Source organism: Streptomyces sp. ME19-01-6 (assembly GCF_033793745.1).
Classification (GTDB): domain Bacteria; phylum Actinomycetota; class Actinomycetes; order Streptomycetales; family Streptomycetaceae; genus Streptomyces.
Genome location: NZ_JARAXF010000026.1, coordinates 102,428 through 120,265, shown reverse-complemented (window position 1 = coordinate 120,265; position 17,838 = coordinate 102,428). Strand labels below are relative to the sequence as shown.

At 69.9% G+C, this 17,838-nt stretch carries 14 protein-coding genes; 8 read left to right on the top strand and 6 right to left on the bottom strand.

Annotation, left to right across the window (positions count from 1 at the left end):
* Positions 1 to 19: 19 nt before the first annotated feature.
* Positions 20 to 3,937, bottom strand: a complete 3,918-nt coding sequence (locus tag PV419_RS39050; protein WP_319697155.1) for a GH92 family glycosyl hydrolase — start codon at positions 3,935 to 3,937, stop codon at positions 20 to 22.
* A 188-nt stretch (positions 3,938 to 4,125) separates the two neighbouring features.
* Positions 4,126 to 4,653, bottom strand: a complete 528-nt coding sequence (locus tag PV419_RS39045; RefSeq protein WP_319697154.1) for a hypothetical protein — start codon at positions 4,651 to 4,653, stop codon at positions 4,126 to 4,128.
* Positions 4,654 to 4,998: 345 nt separating this feature from the next.
* Between PV419_RS39045 and ngcE the strand changes: the two genes are divergently transcribed.
* The 3 genes from ngcE to PV419_RS39030 all read left to right on the top strand — a co-directional run bounded on the left by ngcE (position 4,999) and on the right by PV419_RS39030 (position 8,560).
* Positions 4,999 to 6,435 (top strand): N-acetylglucosamine/diacetylchitobiose ABC transporter substrate-binding protein, encoded by a 1,437-nt coding sequence (gene ngcE / locus PV419_RS39040; RefSeq protein ID WP_319697153.1) that lies wholly within the window; start codon positions 4,999 to 5,001, stop codon positions 6,433 to 6,435.
* A 165-nt stretch (positions 6,436 to 6,600) separates the two neighbouring features.
* The gene (locus tag PV419_RS39035) at positions 6,601 to 7,524 is read left to right on the top strand and encodes a sugar ABC transporter permease (protein WP_319697187.1); all 924 of its coding nucleotides are present in this window, start codon (positions 6,601 to 6,603) and stop codon (positions 7,522 to 7,524) included.
* A 175-nt stretch (positions 7,525 to 7,699) separates the two neighbouring features.
* Positions 7,700 to 8,560 carry a carbohydrate ABC transporter permease gene (locus tag PV419_RS39030; RefSeq protein WP_319697185.1) on the top strand — a complete coding sequence of 287 codons (861 nt, stop codon included), beginning with the start codon at positions 7,700 to 7,702 and terminating at the stop codon, positions 8,558 to 8,560.
* A gap of 121 nt (positions 8,561 to 8,681) precedes the next feature.
* Here PV419_RS39030 and PV419_RS39025 read toward each other — a convergent pair whose 3' ends face one another.
* A complete protein-coding gene (locus PV419_RS39025; RefSeq protein ID WP_319697152.1) occupies positions 8,682 to 8,876 on the bottom strand; it encodes a hypothetical protein in 195 nt (64 codons plus the stop codon).
* A 385-nt stretch (positions 8,877 to 9,261) separates the two neighbouring features.
* On the opposite strand from PV419_RS39025, the gene PV419_RS39020 reads away from it, so the two are divergent.
* The 5 genes from PV419_RS39020 to PV419_RS39000 are packed head-to-tail and all read left to right on the top strand — an operon-like array spanning position 9,262 to position 14,398.
* Positions 9,262 to 10,752, top strand: coding sequence for a fatty acid--CoA ligase family protein (locus PV419_RS39020; RefSeq protein ID WP_319697151.1), 1,491 nt, complete (start codon positions 9,262 to 9,264; stop codon positions 10,750 to 10,752).
* Complete coding sequence (locus PV419_RS39015) at positions 10,752 to 11,000, top strand: acyl carrier protein (RefSeq protein ID WP_319697150.1); 249 nt, start codon at positions 10,752 to 10,754, stop codon at positions 10,998 to 11,000. Before PV419_RS39020 ends, PV419_RS39015 begins: the two co-directional genes overlap by 1 nt.
* Positions 10,997 to 12,442: a condensation domain-containing protein gene (locus PV419_RS39010; RefSeq protein ID WP_319697148.1), complete on the top strand. Its 1,446-nt coding sequence runs from the start codon at positions 10,997 to 10,999 to the stop codon at positions 12,440 to 12,442. The genes PV419_RS39015 and PV419_RS39010 overlap by 4 nt, the downstream gene beginning before the upstream one ends.
* Entirely contained in the window at positions 12,432 to 13,487 is a 1,056-nt protein-coding gene (locus PV419_RS39005) for a glycosyltransferase (RefSeq protein WP_319697146.1), read from the top strand. The genes PV419_RS39010 and PV419_RS39005 overlap by 11 nt, the downstream gene beginning before the upstream one ends.
* A complete protein-coding gene (locus PV419_RS39000; RefSeq protein ID WP_319697145.1) occupies positions 13,484 to 14,398 on the top strand; it encodes a hypothetical protein in 915 nt (304 codons plus the stop codon). The genes PV419_RS39005 and PV419_RS39000 overlap by 4 nt, the downstream gene beginning before the upstream one ends.
* On the opposite strand, the gene PV419_RS38995 is transcribed toward PV419_RS39000, so the two are convergent.
* Genes PV419_RS38995 through PV419_RS38985 form a run of 3 tightly spaced genes read right to left on the bottom strand, consistent with a single transcriptional unit; the run spans position 14,373 to position 17,704 of the window.
* The gene (locus PV419_RS38995) at positions 14,373 to 15,887 is read right to left on the bottom strand and encodes a class I adenylate-forming enzyme family protein (protein WP_319697143.1); all 1,515 of its coding nucleotides are present in this window, start codon (positions 15,885 to 15,887) and stop codon (positions 14,373 to 14,375) included. The genes PV419_RS39000 and PV419_RS38995 overlap by 26 nt on opposite strands.
* Positions 15,874 to 17,463 carry an AMP-binding protein gene (locus PV419_RS38990; protein WP_319697141.1) on the bottom strand — a complete coding sequence of 530 codons (1,590 nt, stop codon included), beginning with the start codon at positions 17,461 to 17,463 and terminating at the stop codon, positions 15,874 to 15,876. Before PV419_RS38990 ends, PV419_RS38995 begins: the two co-directional genes overlap by 14 nt.
* Positions 17,456 to 17,704: an acyl carrier protein gene (locus PV419_RS38985; RefSeq protein WP_319697139.1), complete on the bottom strand. Its 249-nt coding sequence runs from the start codon at positions 17,702 to 17,704 to the stop codon at positions 17,456 to 17,458. Before PV419_RS38985 ends, PV419_RS38990 begins: the two co-directional genes overlap by 8 nt.
* Positions 17,705 to 17,838: the final 134 nt, after the last annotated feature.

Genomic DNA, 17,838 nt, shown 5'->3' with positions numbered 1-17,838 from the left:
AAAGTCACTGGCATTGCGGCTACGCCAGCAGCTCCACCTCCGCCAGCGTCGCCTTCCCCTCCGGCACCAACCGGTACCGCTCATACGACCCCCGCGACCGCACCGAGAAGACCCGCGTCTGCTTGTCCCACGCGAAGGACTCGCCCGAGCGCCGATCCACATCCGTCCACGTCTCGCCGTCGCGGGAGCCCTGCAGCACCCACGCCGATGGGGCCTTCGCCTTGTCCGCCGATGACGTCAGCGTGTACTGCACCACCCGCGACGACCCAGCGGCCACTGGGAGCTCGACCGACTCGAACGACGCCTCCGTCCCCGACGTGTCGTCCAGCAGCGCCGAACCCCCACCAGGCACCGTCACATCGCGACGCGGCGTAGGCACTTTGTCGTCCGTCGTGATCGACGAAGGCGCGGCGCCCTTCCCCGTGCCCCACTTGGAGGGCTTGGCGCCCATGTCGAACTCCACCGTCCCGCCCCGCGCAAGCACCGAGTGGGGCAGCGCGGTCGAGCCCCAGGCCTTGCCGTTGACCCGCAGGCCCTGGACATACACATTCCGCGCGCTGTTCTTCGGCGCCTTGATGACCAGATCGCGGCCGTTCTCCAGGTGCACCGTGGCCTTGGTGAACAGAGGCGAACCCACCGCGTACTCGGAGCCGCCCATCACGAGCGGATAGAACCCCAGGGCGCTGAAGACGTACCACGCGGACTGCTCACCGTTGTCCTCGTCGCCGTGGTAGCCCTGGCCGATTTCGCTGCCGGTGTAGAGGCGGGAGAGGACCTCGCGGACCTTCTCCTGGGTCCTCCAGGGCTGGCCGGCCGCGTCGTACATGTACGTCACGTGGTGGGCGACCTGGTTGCTGTGGCCGTACATGCCCATACGGACGTCCCGGGCCTCGGTCATCTCGTGGATGACGCCGTTGTAGGAACCGGCGAATTCGGGGGAGGCGGTCTCCGGGGTGGAGAAATAGGTGTCGAGCTTCTTCGCGAGCCCTGAGCGGCCGCCGTAGAGGTTGGCGAGGCCCCGGCTGTCCTGGGGGGCAGTGAAGGCGTAGCCCCAGCCGTTGGTTTCGGTGTAGTCGTAGCCCCACACCCGGGGGTCGTATTCATGGGAATCGACGCGCCACGCGCCATCCGCGTCCTTGCCCTGGAAGAAGCCCGCCTTGTCGTCGAAGAGTTTGACGTAGTTCTGGGCGCGGCGCAGGAAGTACTCGGACTCCTCCTTGTAGCGGGCCTTCTTGGTCTTCTCGTAGAGCGCCTTGCCCATCTTCGCGAGGCCGAAGTCGTTGAGGTAGCCCTCCAGCGCCCAGGACAGGCCCTCGTGGGTCTTGGTCGTGGTGTAGCCGAGGAAGACCGACCGGTCCATGCCCTTGCGGCCGACGCCCGCCGAGGGCGGGACGGTGGTGGCGTTCTTCAAGGCGGCCTCGTACGCGGCCTCGGCGTCGAAGCGGACGCCCTTGAGGTAGGCGTCGGCGAAGGCGACATCCGAGCTGGTGCCGGTCATCAGGTCGGCGTAGCCGGGGGAGGACCAGCGGGAGATCCAGCCGCCGTCCTTGTACTGCTGGACGAAGCCGTCGACCATCTCCCCGGCCCGCTCGGGGGTGAGCAGGGAGTACGCGGGCCAGGTGGTGCGGTAGGTGTCCCAGAAGCCGTTGTTGACGTAGACCTGACCGTCGACGATCTTGGCGCCGGTGTGGGTCGGGGTGTTCTCGCCAACCGGTTTGGAGAAGGCGCTGGCATATTGGTATCGGGGCTTCTCAACGGTTCCCGTGTTCTCGAAACCGGAATTGGGATACAGGTACAGCCGGTAGAGGCTGGAGTAGAGGGTGGTGAGCTGGTCGCGAGTCGCGCCCTCGACCTCGATCCGGCCCAGGATGTCGTCCCAAGCCGCCTGCGCGCGGGTCTTGACCTGCGTAAATGAAGCCGATGCCGGGATTTCGCGGTCCAGGTTCGTCTTCGCCTGGTCGAGGCTCATCAAAGAGGTGGCGATCCGGAGCGTGACCGTACGGTCCGCGCCGGGCTTGAAGCGGAAGTATCCGGTGACGTCCTTGCCGCCCCCGCCGGACAGCTTGCCGCCCGCGCTGACGGGCGCGTCGAAGACGCCGTACACGAACATGCGGCCCGCCCCCGCGCTGAGGCCGCTCTTGACGTCGGAGTAGCCGCTGACGACGCCGTGCTCGGCGTCCAGCGTCAGCCCGCCGTCCCCGGTGACGTTGTCGAAGATGACGCTCGCGTCGTCGCCGGGGTAGGTGAAGCGCAGCAGGGCCGCGTGGTTTGTGGGGGTGATCTCCGCCTTGAGGCCGTTCTCGAAGGTCACCCCGTAGTAGTGCGGGCGGGCGGTCTCGTTGGTGTGGCGGAAGGGGAGGGCGCGGGCGGTGCGCCCGGCGTCGGGCACATCAGACGCGATCGAGGGCATGACCTGGAAGGTCTGCCGGTCGCCCATCCAGGGGCTCGGCTCGTGACTCGCGCTGAAGGCCTGGACGGTGGGGAGGTTGTCGGCGTCGTTGGCGCGGGCGTACTCGTACAGCCACCTGGTCGAGCCCGCGTCGGTGACCGGCGTCCAGAAGTTGAAGCCGTTGGGGACGGCGGTGGCCGGGAAGTTGTTGCCGCGGGAGAAGCTGCCGCTGGAGTTGGTGCCGCGGGTGGTGACGGCGTAGTCGGAGAGGTGCTTCAGGGGCTTCTCGGGGGCCTTGGGGGCTATGGATATGTCGTCGACCCAGCCGCGGAACGACGCCGGGCCTTTGGGGGAGTCGTACGCGACCAGGACGCGGTCGATCGTCTTGCCCGCCGCGACCGCGCCGATGCGCGACTCCTTGTGGTTCCACTGGTTGACGTACAGCGTCTTGGAGGCGGCCTGGCCCTGGGGGCTCAGCCGGGCGCCGTGCTGGTCGACGGCGCCGGGCAGGTCGCTCAGGTAGGTGCCGTCGGTGAAGGCGAGGTCGACGGAGACATGGGTGGCCGGATAGTTGAGGTCGGTCTCCGGCATCGAGGGGAAGATCCGGTACGAGAGCAGGGAGTCGCGGGTGACGACCGTGTTCACGTCGAAAACCTTGTTGTACGAGTACGCCCGGCCGTCCGGCTTGTGAGTGCCCGCGTACAGCAGGGCGCGGGTGCCGGTGAAGCCGGCTTTCGCCTTGGCGGTGGGGGAGCCGACGGGGCCGCCGCAGTCGACGTGGGTGCGCATATCGCCGGGGGCGGGCGGGGTGGTGTCGGCGGTCGCGAGCTGCAGCTCGGCGAGTTGCACGATGTCGTCGCCGGCGTTGCGGGTGATCTCCAGCCGGTAGTGCCGGAAGGCCGTGACGTTGTCGAAGGTGAACTCGCGCGTCTGGTGGCGCGACGCGAAGGACTGGTTCTCGCGGGTGTCGAGGGTCTTCCAGTCCGAGCCGTCGGCGGAGCCCTTGAGGGTCCAGTCGGCGGGGTCGCGGCCGGGGGCGTCGTTGGCGGAGGTGAGGGCGTAGCGGACGGCCTTGGCCGGGTCGCAGAGGTCGAACTCCAGCCAGGCGGTCTTCTCGAAGACCAGCCACTTGGTGTTGGTATCGCCGTCGACGAGGTTCTCCTTCACCTCGCCGCCCCCGGCGTTCTCCCCGTTGGCCCGGACCGCGCTGACCTTGTCGGTGACATTGTCGGGGATGCCGTTGCTGTAGTCGCCGTCGACCCCGGAGGCCTTCTTCTCGCCGTCGGGGCCGGTTTCCGCCGTATTGCGCCAGTCGGGTTGCGGGTCGTTCGATTCGAAGGACGACTCGAAGGACGACTCGAAGGACGACGTGAAGGACGACGTGAAGGACGACGTGAAGGACGACTTGGCGGACGAGGCGGTGGGTTGGGCGGGCGCGGCTGCGGCCGCCGCGCCCTGGGCCGTCAGCGTCAGCACAACGGCCGCCACCAGGGCGGCCGGTCGCCGGGGTGCGTGCCATGGTCTGGGGCTGGGGCGTCTCAGTCGCATGCTCCGCGTCTCCACGAGCTAGACAACGTTGTCTGTTCCGTAGCGCAGAGTTAAGTAGGAAGGGGCCGTCCCGGTGGTGTCAAGGATGTGCAGGGGATTTCGGAGCCGGGTGAGCGAACGGGCCGGGTGGGCGGGACCGGCCGCGGTGGGGGTGGGGCCGCTCCCGCACCCGGGTCCTCATCGACGGCTCAGGACGCGGTCTTGGTCTTGGTGCCGAGGGAGATCCGGCACTTTTTGGCCTTCTTGGAAGAGTCCGCCAGGAGCCCGGTCACCTTGACGGTCTTGGTGGCGTTCCCGCCCACCGCGGCGTCCGACTCGACCCCCGTGGTCACCGCCTTGTCGTCGGAGCCGACGAAGCCGACCAGCAGCGAGTAGTAGGACGTGGTCGAGTCGGAGTTGGTGATCTTCACATTGGCGTACGGAATGTTGTTCGAGCCCCATCCGCAGGTGATGCCCTTGATGTCCGGGCTGACGAGCGCGTTACCGCCGGTCGGCGTGTCCGTGGGGTCGTCCGTCGGGTAGTCCGTGGGGTCTTCGGTGGGGCTGGGGGACTCGGTCGGCTCCACCGGGAGCTGGGCCATGCCCTTTCCGAGTGCCGCGCCGCCCTTGGTGTCGCCGCTGGAGGATCCGCCCCCTTCGGAGCCGCACGCCGATATCGACGCGAGTGTCACGACCACGACAAGCGCGGTGGCGAAGGGGAATTGCTTCCGGACCACAGGGGCCGCCTTTCTGTTGGTTCACGCGCACGGCGGCGTGCCGTACGGGCTGTGTCCCCTACGGTATGTCGGACAGGTCTCAACTCGGGAAAGACTGTGGCCCAATGACCATTCGATCTTGCCCACCTGAGGCCCAGTGGACTATACCTGTCGCCCCGGGGGGAAGGCCGCTGTGCGGTCCCACGTCGCGCCCGCCTTAGCGGGCCTCCGTGCTCCCCGGCGCACACTCAGTAATACTCCGATTTACGCTCCAACTGACCCGCGGTGTCGGGCCCCTCGCCGGAGGCGAGTATGTACGGGAAACCGCTACACCGCCTGAGTCCTGACGAAGGCGAGGACTTGAGCATGGGATCCACCCCAGATTTCGGCCGTCGCGACCTGATCAAGCGGTCCGCGGCGCTCGGACTGGTTGCCGTGCCGTCCATCAGCACCCTGACCGCCTGCGCGAGCGGCGGTGACGACGACGGGAACAAGGTCGACAAGGGCAAGAAGAGCGACAAGAACCCGCTTGCCGTCAATGAGAGCGCGGCGCTCGACGTCGTCATTTTCGACGGTGGTTTCGGTCAGAAGTACGCGAAGGACGCCGAGGCCGAGTACGAGAAGGCGTACCCGAAGACCGAAGGCAAGATCAAGCACTCCGCCACCCAGAAGATCCAGACGGTGCTGCAGCCGCGGTTCAACGGTGGCACCCCGCCGGACCTGATCGACAACTCCGGCGCCGAACAGATGGACTTCGGCACCCTGGTCGCCAAGAACCAGCTGACCGACCTGACGCCGCTGCTGGACGCCCCCTCCGTGGACGACCCGAGCAAGAAGGTGCGCGACACGCTGCGCCCCGGTGTCGTGGAGATGGGCCAGTTCGACGGCAAGCCGGTGTGGATCCTGTACTACGCCTACACGGTCTACGGCGTGTGGTACTCCAAGTCCAACCTGGAGAAGCTTGACGCGGAGTACCCGGAGACCTGGGACGACATGCTCAAGCTCTGCGAGAAGGCGAAGAAGAAGGGCATCGCCGGCTGGACCTACCCGGGCAAGTTCCCGTACTACATGCCGTTCAGCCTCTACCCGTTCATCGCGAAGATCGGCGGCCCGGAGACCCTGATCGCGATCGACAACCTGGAGCCGAACGCCTGGAAGCACCCGGCCGTCAAGGCCGCCTTCGAGGCGTACTACGAGCTCTACAAGAAGGGCTACATCCTCAAGGGCAGCCCCGGCCTGACCCACATCGAGTCGCAGACCGCGTGGAACCAGGGCAAGGCGCTGTTCATCCCGAACGGCTCCTGGGTGGAGAACGAGGCGAAGAAGACCACGCCGGACAACTTCCAGATGTCCGTCGGCGCGCCCTCCAGCCTGGACAGCAGCGACAAGATGCCGTTCGGCACCATCTGGGCCTCGGGCGGTGAGCCCTTCATCGTGCCCAAGGCGGCGAAGAACCCCGAGGGCGGCATGGAGCTGCTGCGCATCATGCTCGGCGAGAAGTCCACCAAGAACTTCGTCAAGCAGGTCTCCTCGCTCACCTCGCTCAACGGCGGCACCGACGGCCTGAGTCTGCCGCCGGGCCTGGCGTCCGCCCAGGAGGCGCTGAAGAAGGCCGGGACGAACGTCGTCAACCCGCGCCTGCAGGACTGGTACGTGGCGCTGCAGAAGCAGCAGATCGGCGTCGGCGCGCTGGGCGAGATGATGGCGGGCCGGATGACCCCGGCCGAGACGATCAAGAAGATCCAGAAGTTCGCCGATGACACGGCCAAGGACGACGCCGTGAAGAAGTACAAGCACGCCTGATGAGGTTCGAGCGTCACCAGCGGCCCTGTGCGCAGGGAAAGACCGAGGTCGGTAGAGATGCAGCACGGTAAGCACCAGTCAGCTACGGCGGTGGTCGCGAAGGTCCCGGGCGGTAAACACCCGGGTGTCAAGCAACCGCGCGTCAAGCTGTCCACGCGGCAGAAGATGGAGCGCGCGTATCGGCAGTACGGGTTCCCCCTGGGATTCCTGGCCCTGCCGGTGGTCATTTACGCGATCTTCGTGATCTCGCCGTTCGTCCAGTCCATTTATTACTCCTTCACGGACTGGACCGGACTGAGCTCCGACTTCAAGATGGTCGGGTTCAAGAATTACGACTGGCTTCTGCATGACGACCTGTTCTGGACAGCGGTCGGGCACAATGTGCTCCTGCTGCTTGTCGTGCCGCTGGTGACGCTCGGCCTGGGCCTGTTCTTCGCCTTCATGCTCAATGTCGGCGGCCGCGGCAAGAAGAACGCGGCCGTCTCCGGGGTGCGCGGGTCGAGCATCTACAAGGTGGTGTACTTCTTCCCGCAGGTGCTCTCGATCGCGATCGTCGCCCTGCTGTTCCAGTTCACGTACAACCCGCGGAACGGCGCGCTCAACGCGTTCCTCGGGGGCATCGGGCTGGATTCGCTGCAGCAGGAGTGGCTGGCCGATCCGAAGCTCGCGCTGTGGTGCCTCATGGTGGTCATGGTCTGGTGCAACGTCGGCTTCTACGTCGTCCTGTTCTCCGCCGGAATGAGCGCCATTCCCAAGGACTTCTACGAGGCGGCGCTGCTGGACGGCGCCAACCGCATCACGACCTTCTTCCGGATCACCCTGCCGCTGCTGTGGGACACGGTCCAGACCGGCTGGATCTACATGGGCATCCTCGCCCTCGACGCGTTCGCCGTCGTGCAGATCATGACCGTGGGGCCGGGGGGACCCGCGGACTCCACCCAGGTTCTGGGCTACATGGTCTACACGAAGACGTTCCGCGACGGACAGGCCGGGCGTGCGACGGCGATCGGTGTCGCGATGCTGATCGTGACCCTGATCTTCGCGGTTATCGTGGGCAGGCTCGGCCGGCGCGAACGGCTGGAGTACTGATGGCTGGAGTACTGAGGACCACGCTCTCTCTCGCACACCGGAACCGCCGTATCTCCGCCGACCTGGGGGTAGCACAGTGACCGCGCAAGCACAGCCCTCGGAGCTCCCGGGCGCCACGAAGGAAGACGAGGCGCCCGGCGCGACGCCCAAGCCGGCGGGCAAGGGACCGGGTAAGGTGCCGGGCTTCACCCCCGAGGGCCGCATCAGCAGCGAGGGGAAGGTCCTCAACGTCTTCTCGCACGGCATGCTGGTGCTCTGGGGCCTGTTGGTCACCCTGCCGCTGCTGTGGGCGGTGATGAGCTCGCTCAAGACCGACAAGGAGATCTTCACCTCTCCCTGGGGTCTGCCGTCCAGCCTGCACTTCGACAACTGGTCGCGGGCCTGGGGCAAGTCGAACATCGGCGACTTCTTCCTCAACACCGTTCTGGTGGTGGGGTGCTCGCTGATCGGGACGATGCTGCTGGGGGCGATGGCGGCCTATGTCCTGGCCCGCTTCGAATTCCCGGGCAAGCGGCTCATCTACTTCATGTTCGTGGGTGGAATGAGCTTCCCGGTCATCCTGGCGCTGGTGCCGCTGTTCTTCGTCATGCGGAACATGGACCTGCTCAACACGTTCCACGGGCTGGTTCTGGTCTATATCGCCTATTCGCTGCCGTTCACCGTTTTCTTCCTCACCTCCTTCTTCAAGACGCTGCCCTCGTCGGTGGCCGAAGCGGCGCTGATCGACGGGGCCTCGCAGACGCGGACCTTCTTCCAGGTGATGCTGCCGATGGCGAAGCCGGGCCTGATCAGCGTCGGCATCTTCAACTTCCTGGGGCAGTGGAACCAGTACATGCTGCCGACCGTGCTCATCACGGATGAGAAGAAGCGGGTGCTGACGCAGGGCCTGGTGCAGCTGGCGGCCAGCCAGCAGTACAAGGGGGACTGGTCCGCGCTGTTCGCGGGGCTGGTGCTGGCGATGCTGCCGGTGCTCGGCGTGTACATCGTCTTCCAGCGCCAGGTGCAGTCGGGCCTGACGGCGGGGGCGCTCAAATAGCGCGAGGCTCAGGTGACCCGGGGGGTTCGTGACCCCAACGGCCGGGCCCCGCCCTCCCCCATGACGGGGGAGAGCGGGGCCGTGGTCTGCCGCGGTGCGCTCTACAGGAGGTCCCGGGGGGTCACAGGAAGTACATCAGCTCCACCCGCCCGTCCGGGCTGTACGAGAAGGCGGCCTCTCCCGCTCCCTGCGGGGGCTGGAGATTGATGAAGTTGACGGCTTCGTCGATGGTCGGGAAGGAGAGGGCGTGCCAGGTCTTCACATCCGACCTGATCGCGTTCTTGAGTGCCTGGGCGTCAGCCGTGGTGACGGTCATGGAAATGGGTCCTTTCGACGCAAGGTCTGAGGAATTCGCCGCGGACTCCGCGAGCCCGGGGAGCCCCTATCGCCGCGGGTAACGTATGCGCGACGGACGGTAGGGGGCGGAAGGCGCGCGGCGCGTGTACGTCTGATGGGCGGCTTGTCTGCGTACTGATTTACCGATGATGTTGCTGCCGATCCCTCTCGCCCGCGCGGTACGCGCCTGTATGGTGCCGGTAGTTTCCCGGTGCTGATCCGGGCGACAAGTCGCCGTTTCCGGGCGGCAATTCCTGGGTGGCGGCATTGTGCGTCCGGCGACGGAATTCCGGGGCCGGGCCCGCGGCGCCACAGAAGCGGATGGCGGCCGGGCGCGACAAGGCGTAGAACGGGGAGGAGCCGCGGTGTCCACGGGGCTGTGTGAGGAGATCGCGAGCCGGATCGCCGATCCGGGCCGCGTCGCCGTCAGGGAGCAGGCCGGTCACACCTGGAGCTGGGACGGGCTGCTGCGGGCGGCCGAGGACCTGGCCGGGCACCTGGGGCAGCGGGGGCCGCTGCGGCTGGCGGCCGTGCGTACGGGCAGACCCGTACTGACCCTCGTGGCGACCCTCGCCTGCGATCTGCTCCAAGTGCCGCTGATGCACCTGGACTCCGGCCAGACGGAGGCGGAATACGCCCGTGTCACCGCCGCCTTCGGGCCGCATCTGCTGCTGGCCGACCCCCGGCCCGGGGCCGACCTCGGGCCCGAGACCCGCCCCGCGCCCGCATGGGAACGTCACGGACTCTCGCTGGCCGTCTCCACCAGCGGAGGCGGGGACGGCGCCGCCTTCGGCTCCCCGCGCTCGGGGATCTTCCTCACCTCCGGTTCGACGGGCGAGCCCTCGGGCGCCGTGCGGTCGGCGCGCGCCCAGATCGCGGACTCGCTGCGGTGCGCCGCGGCCATGGGCTACGGCCCCACGACCCCCGTGGTGTGCGCGGCGCCGGTCGTCCATCTGTACGGCCACACCCTGGGCCTGCTCGCCCCGCTGCTCAGCGGCGCGCCGGTGACGCTGTGCGGATCGCGCGTGGTGCCCTCCCAACTGGCGGCCGCGGTCCGGGACAGCGGGGCGCGGGTCCTGATCGCCCTGCCCTTCCACTACCGGCTCATGGCGGCCGACACCACCTCCCGCTTCGACGGCCTGGAGCGCGCGCTGTCCGCCGGCGCCCCGATCCCCGGCGGCACCGCGGCGGCGGTGATGAAGGCCCACGACTTCGCGCTGCTCAACATGTACGGGTGCTCGGAGGCCGGGGCGATCACCGTGAAGCCGGTCGACCCGGAGCGCGACCGCCCGGGGGACGTCGGGCGGCCGCTGCCGGGGATCGTGGCGACCCTGCGGGAGGTGGCATACGCGGACGGCGCGGACGGCGCGGGCGAACTCCAGCTGGCCACGGAGACGCTGGCCGACGGCTACGCACATGTCGACGGGGTGCGCCCGCTGTCCCTGAACGGCGATCTGCTGCGCACCGGGGACCTGGCGACGCTGGGCCCCGACGGCTCCATCAGGCTCATCGGCCGGCTCGCCCGGATGATCAATGTCGCGGGGAAGAAGGTCAATCCGGTGGAGGTGGAGCGGGTGCTCGCCGAGCACCCCGCCGTCACCGAGGCGCAGGTCTTCGCGGAGGAGGACGGGGGCCGAGGTCAGGTGCCGGTGGCCCGGGTGGCCGCTTCCGGTCCGGTGACGGCCGACGAGCTCATCGGCTGGTGCCAGGAGCGGCTGGCGGAGCACAAGATCCCCCGGCGTATCCAGGTGACCGACGGACTGCCCCGCTCGGCGACCGGCAAGGTCCTCTACCCGCGCCCCGCCGCACCAGCGCCCGAGACTGAGCCTGAGCCCGAGAAGGAAGGAAGCGCGTGATGGACCGCGAGAGCCTGGTCGAGGAGATCGCCCGGCACATCACCGTGGTGGTGCCCGCGCTGGCCGAGGCCCCGCCCGGTCCCGGCACCAACCTGCTGGAGATCCCCGACTTCGACTCGATGGCCATGCTGGAGCTGCTGGTCTGGTTCCAGGGGAACTACGGGATCGACGTCCCCGACGGGGAGGTCTCGCCGGAGAACCTCTCGACCGTCGGCCGGATGGCGGACTTCGTGCTGAGGCAGCGTTGACCGGCGCGGAGACCTTTGGCGAGGAGGTCGTCGAGTTCGGCGGGCTGCGCGCCGTACGCGCCCCGCTCACCTGGGGCCAGCAGGTCATCTACCGCGCGCTGCAGAGCCGTGCGAACCGGGCCCACTACGACTACAACCAGCGCATGTCGCTGCCGGTGCCCAAGGGCCGCTCGCTGCGCGAGGTGATCGACGCCGTACGGGCGCTGGTCACCGCCCACGAGAGCCTGCGCACCGTGTACCGGGACGGGACCGCCGACTCGGCCTCGTACCAGGAGGTGCGGGGGGAGGGGCGGCTGACGGTCCGGGTCGTCCACGGCGACGACCCGGTCGCGGCGCTGGACGCCCTGGCCGAGGCGGACTTCGACCTGTCCCGGGAGTGGGGCATCCGCGTGGCGGTGCTGACCGGGCCGGGCGGCGTGCCGCGCCATCTCGCCCTGTATGTGTCGCATCTCGCGGTGGACGGCTGGGCGATGGGCCTGGTCGTGCGCCGGCTGAAGGCCCTCCTGGCGGACGACGCCGCCGTCGCCGTACCCGCCGAGGCCGTACCCGCCCCGCCCGTACCGCAGCCCGCCGACCTCGCCGAGACCGAGCGGTCCGAGGCCGGGCGGACCGCGGACCGCCGCGCCGACGCGTACCAGCGCTCGCTGCTGCGGCGCGCGCCCCGGACCATGTTTCCCGCCCGCCCGCCGGCGTCGCCCGCGCCCGCGGACACCGAGGGGCCGTCGGAGTGGGCCCACGGCGAGTTCCGGTCGGGGCGGCTGGAGGCGGCGGCGCGGGAGGTGGCCGCGCGCTGCCGGGCCGGCGAGGAGACCGTGTACCTCGCGGCCGTCGGCACGCTGCTCGCGCGCCGGGCGGGCCTCTCCCACTGCGTACTCAAGACGATCTTCGCGAACCGGATCGGCGCCGAGCGGCAGGCGATGGTGGCCCCGCTCGCCTCGGATGTGCTGCTCTGCTTCGAGGTCTCCGGGCCCTCGTTCGACGACTGCGTCCGCGCCGCCCACCTCGCCAAGCTGCGAGGTTACGCCCGCGCCCAGTACGACCCCGGCCGCCTGGAGCGGCTGGTGGCGGAGGTCGGCCGAGAGCGCGGTGAGCAGCTGGACCTGTCGGTGCTGCACAACGACCTTGGCGCCCTCGCGGCCCCCGAGGCGGACGGCGGTGGCCGCCCGGCGCGCGGCCCTGGCGGAGTGGAGACCTCCTTCCGCTGGGCCGAGCCCTTCCGGCTCCCCTCGGTCAAGCTCTACTGCAGCGTGCGCACCGCGGACCGCGGCGAGCGGGTGATCGGTCTGGCCGCCGACACCCGGTATCTGCCCGGGCCGGACCTCCGCGGGCTGCTCTACGGCGTGGAGGAGCTGGTGGTGAACGCGGCGAGCGGGCCGCGGGAGCGGCGGGGAGAGCCGCGGGACCGGGACGTCGACGAGCGGCTGTCGGCCCATGTCTCGTGACACCGTCGGGGTGGTGATCGCCGCGATGAACTCCGCGGCGTTCATCGACCAGGCGCTCGGCTCCCTGGCCATGCAGACCACGCCCGCCGACCAGGTGGTGGTGGTCGACGACCACTCGGACGACGACACCGTACGGCTCATCGAGCGCTGGCGCGCCATCCTGCCGCTGACCCTGCTGCGCAACCACGGCCCGCGCCGCCTGGGGGTGTGGGGCGCGCGGCGGGCGGCGATCGAGGTGCTGGAGACGGACCTGGTGCTGCAGTTGGACGGCGACGACCTCGTCCTGCCGCACCACGTCGCCGCGATGAGCGAGGCGTACGCGGCCTCGCCCGGCCTGATCAGCCCGCGCCCGCTCACCTGGACCGGCCAGGGCCCCTTCCGGCCCGCCACGTACACCAAGGGCGGGCTACCGCTCCCGGGCGACCAGCTGATCCAGCTGCTGGCGCAGAACTACGTCGTGGTGGGGTCGCTGTTCGCGCGTGAGCTGTACGAGCGGGTCGGCGGCTATCGCAAGGTGGCGTACGGCGAGGAGTGGGACCTGTGGCTGCGGTTGGTGGCGGCGGGCGCACGGGTGAGCAAGCCGGCCGAGCCGTCGTATGTCTACCGGGTGCGGGCCTCCAGCTATGCGGGGGGCTTCGCCCGGAACGAGGCGGAGACCGAGGTGCTGAAGCGATTCCTCGAGGACGCTGAGCGCCCCGTCCACCGGCGGGCCGTGAAGGTGGCCCTGCTGCAGCGGACGGGCCTCGCCGCGCTCGGGTCGCTCACCCCGGTGAGCGGCCCGCTGCCCGAGCCCGTACGGGCCTTCGCCGCCGACCAGGAGCGCCCCCTGACGCGGGCGTACCACGACCCGGACCTGGGCTGGGTCCTCTCCTTCGACTCCGGCTCCGGTAACTCCGGCGCCGAGGTGGCCGTGGTCGACGACGCGGCGCGGGTGATCGTGCACGTGGCCGAGAAGGACGGGAACTACGAAGCCGTGGAGATAGCCGACCCGCTGATGCGCCGTGACGCGTCCTCGCTGCGGGACATCCTGCGGGGGGAGATATGAGCCGCGAGCGGGCGATCCAGGACGTGTTGGAGCGGGCCGCCCGAGTCCCGCACCGCTTCCGGCGGTTCGAGGTGAAGGCCGAGACCGCGGCCCGGGTGCACCGGATCGACGAGGCGCTGCTGGATCAGGCGCTTGACCTCGGCCTCGCGCACGAGGGGAGCGGCGCGGACCGCCGCTTCGACGACTTCGATCTGAAGAACCTCGGCCTGGCCTTGCGCATCCCGTCCCCCGCCTGGCTCCAGGTGCGGCTGTCGGCCCAGCCCTACAACGCGGCGGCGGTCAACACGGCCACCTACCGGACGCGGTTCCAGGGAAGGCGGGTGTCCGGGGTCCTGGAGGCCTCGCCGCAGCTCGCCGCCGGCGTGGTGGACGGCACGCTGCGCCGGATGGGGCCCGATGTGTTCGAGGCGGACCTCCATGCGTCCGCCGGTGAGAACGCGCCGGACGCGGACGAGGGCGCGGCCGACTGCACGCGGGAACTGGGGCCGGTCCTGCCGGAGGCGGCACGGCTGGAGTACTACCTCGTGCCCGACGACCTGCGTGACGACGTCGGCTTCGTACGGGAGACCCGGCTGGCCGACTGCCGCGCCGGCACCACGTATCTGGCGCACGTGGCGGCGGAGGCCGGGGCCGGGGTGCGGCCGGCCGGCGGGCTGCTGCTGGCCGGCGCGTTCCCGCTGCCGCACGCCTGGCTCGAGGTGCGCCGCGGCGATCGCTGGCTGCCCGCCGATCCGTACTACCTCGTCACCATGGCCGGATACGGGCTGCTCGACGGCGAGCGGTGGCCGCCGCACCGGTCGGTCGTGGGGACGGTGTGGAAAATCTGCGGCTCCTACGCGGACCTGTGCTTCCTGTCGAGCGACGGCCGGGCGGTGAAGACCTCCGTCAGGATTCTGCGGCGATCGCCCTGAGCGCCTTGCGGTCCGTCTTGCCGTTGCCCGTGAGCGGCAGCTCCCGGACCACCAGACAGCGGGCGGGGACCTTGTACGGCTCGATCTCCCGCTTGAGCGCGGCCAGCACCTCGCCGGGGCCCAGCGCGCCCGCCACGCACAGCACCGACTCCTCGCCGTCCCCCGCCGGCGGCAGGACGGCCGCGCCACGGACCCCGGGCACCCGGCGGGCGGCGGCCTCCACCTCCTCGGCGCTCACCCGGAACCCGCGCTGCTTGTACAGATCGTCGCGGCGCCCGGAGAAATACAGATAGCCGTCCTCGTCCAGATGGCCGAAGTCCCCGGTGCGCAGCTCGGGGAAGAGCCCCTCGGCGCGCGGGAACCGCCGCGCGGTCTCGTCGGGCCGTCGCCAGTAACCCGCCATCACATGCGGGCCGCGCACCACGATCTCCCCCACGGTGCCCGGCGCCACCCGCCGCCCCCGCTCGTCCACCACGAGGACCTCCGTACCGGGCAGTGCCCGGCCGCACGCGCCCGGCCTGCGCAGGTCCTCGTCGGGCGGCATGATGGCAACGCGCTTGCACTCCGTCAGGCCGAACATCAGCTGGACCCGCAGCCCGGGCAGCGCGGCGCGCAGCTCGGCCAGCACCTGTGGGGGCATCGCGGAGCCGGTGTTGGTGAGCAGCCGCAGCCCTACGCCGTCGGCGCCGTAGCGCGGCAGCATACGGGCCAGGCTCTGTGCCAGCGACGGGACGACGGGCAGCACGGTGGCCCCGGAGCGCCGGAGGTTCTTCAGCAGGATCGGACCGACGTCCGAGGCGCTTCCGAGCCACAGGTGGGCGCCGGCCAGGGCGCTGAGGAAGAGCTGGTAGAGGCCGTAGTCGAAGGAGAGCGGCAGCGCGCAGTAGACGACGTCCTCGGCGCGGTACGCCAGTTCGCCGTGGACGGCCCGGGCCGCGAACAGCTGTTGGGCGTGGGTGGACACCACGGCCTTGGGCGGTCCGGTGGAGCCGGAGGTGTAGATGAGGCAGACGGGGTCGACGGACAGCGGGCCGGCTGTCTCGTGTGCTGCCTGTCCGTCGGCGGGGACGGGCTCGGGCTCCGGGTCCTCGCCGGCCTCGGCGTCCTTGTCGTCCTCGTCGGGGGGCAGCGGGCCGTCGTCCGCGGTGACCAGGAGGGTTGCCTCGCTGTCCGCGCGGACATGGGCGAGGGCCGGCCCGCGCACCTGCTCGTGCAGCACGCAGAACGCGGCCCCCACGCGCGAACAGCCGTACACCAGGGCCGCCGTGGCGAGGCCGGACGGCAGGGCCAGCAGGACCCGGTCGCCGCGCCCGACGCCCCGCTCGCGCAGCCACCCGGCGGCCCGCAGCGAGGCCGCGCGCAGGCGGGCGTAGTCCCAGGTCCGCCCGGCGTGGGTGAGGGCCGGGCGGGTGGCGTGGCGGCGGGCCGCTGCGTCCAGCAGGTCGTGCAGCACGGACGGCGGCCCGACCTGCGGGTCACCGGCCGGCATGTGGCTCCGCCTGCTGAGCCAGCGCCTTGCGGTCGATCTTGCCGTTGGCGTTCAGCGGGAACCGCGTCACCCGCCGCAGGACGCGAGGAATCGCCGCCCGGGGGAGCAGCTTGCCGAGTTCCTCGACGACCGGCCCCCGTTCGGTGGCGGTCCCGGTGTAAAAGGCGTGCAGGGCGTGGCTGTTGCCCGCGGCCACCGCCACCACCACCGCCTCGTCCACCCCCGAGCAGCGCCGCAGCGCCCACTCCACCTCCGGGATCTCGACCCGTATGCCCCGGATCTGCACCTGGTGGTCGAGCCGGCCCGAGTACAGCAGGGTGCCGTCGGGGGCCGTGGTGACCAGGTCGCCGGTGCGGTACCAGCGCTCGCCGTCGAGGTCGAGGAAGCGCCCGGCGTCGTCCGCCGGATCGAGATAGCCCGCGAACACCTGCGGCCCGGTGACGCACAGTTCGCCCCGCTCCGGATGCCGGTTCCCCTCCGCGTCGAGCAGCATGCCGCGCATCCCGGGGTGGAGCCGGCCCATGGGCACGCCGCCGTGTGCCTCGGGGGGCAGGACGTCCGTGGCGTGCCACTTGTGGACGGTGAAGTTCACGGTGACTTCCGTGAGCCCGTACAGGTTCACCACGGTGGACCCGGGGGCGGCCCGCTGCCAGTCGGCCGCGTCGTGTTCCATGAGCGCCTCGCCGGCGAAGAAGCTCCAGCGCAGGCAGGGCAGGGCCCCGTCGGTGAGCCGCCGGGTCCTGCGGACGACGGAGATCGCGCTGGGGGCGGAGAACCAGACCGTAATGCCGAGTTCGTTCACCAGTGCGGGGAGATCTGTATAGCCGAAGCCGGGGATGTGGGCGAAGCTGGCCCCCACGTCCCAGGCACAGAACAGATCGAAGATCGCGGCGTCGAAGGTGAGGTCGAAGGTCTGTGAGAAGACGTCCCGCGGCCCGAAGTCGTAGAGCTCTCGCACACACCGCAGAAAGTGCTCTGCATTCCCGTGCGAGATGGGCACGCCTTTCGGGCGGCCGGTGGATCCGGAGGTGAACATGATGAAGGCGCGGTCGTCCGGTTCGACGCACCACGGCTCGAAGGGCGCGCTCGCGCCCGGATTTTCTGCCGGGCCATTTCCGGCCGGGGCGATTTCGCCGCTCTCTCCCGTATTCACGCGTCCGGCATGTACGACCGGGGGGTGATCGGTCAACTGCTCGAGGATCCGCTCACCCTGGTCGTCCACGAGGACCAGGGTCGTGCCGGCGGCCCGCAGCATGGCGTCGGTACGCGCCGCGGGGAATTCCACATTCAGCGGGATCGCCGCGGCGCCCGCATACATCGCGGCCAGGATGCCGAGGTACGCCACCTCGCCGCGCGCCGCGAGGACGCCGACCGTGGTCGGCCTGCCCCCGGCCGCGTCCACCAGGGCCGAGGCCCAGGACAGCGCGGTCCGGTGCGCCTCGGCGTAGGTCCAGGTCCGCTTCCCCACCCGCACCGCGATCCGGTCCGGATGGGCCCGCGCCGAAACCAGGAAACGGCCGTGCAGGCCGTGCCGGGCGTCCGGCCCGCCCTCGCCGGCCCTGCGAACGCTAGCCATGCGAGCTCACAAACTCCGTGAGCGTTCCCACGGTGGCGAAATGCTCCAGTTCCAGGCTTTCCGTATCGAATTCGGCGCCTGTCTGCGTCTCGATGAGCATGAGCAGCTCAATAATCGAGGTGGAATCGAGACCGAGGTCCTCGAAGAGCCGGGTGCCGGTGTCGATGCCGGGCAGCTCGCCGCGTCCCAATACTTGTCGCAGCGCTGCGAGAACGCTCTGCTCGGCGGAGGACTTTCGCATGGTCCGGATCGAAGTGGATACGCCATCAGGTGTCAAGGTCTTGACGCGGATCTTGGTGGCTCCTAGGGTCTTGCCGCACGATTGACCGTCACGGGGGCCGGGGCATTTTGGGGTTGGGGGATATGGTGGCAAAA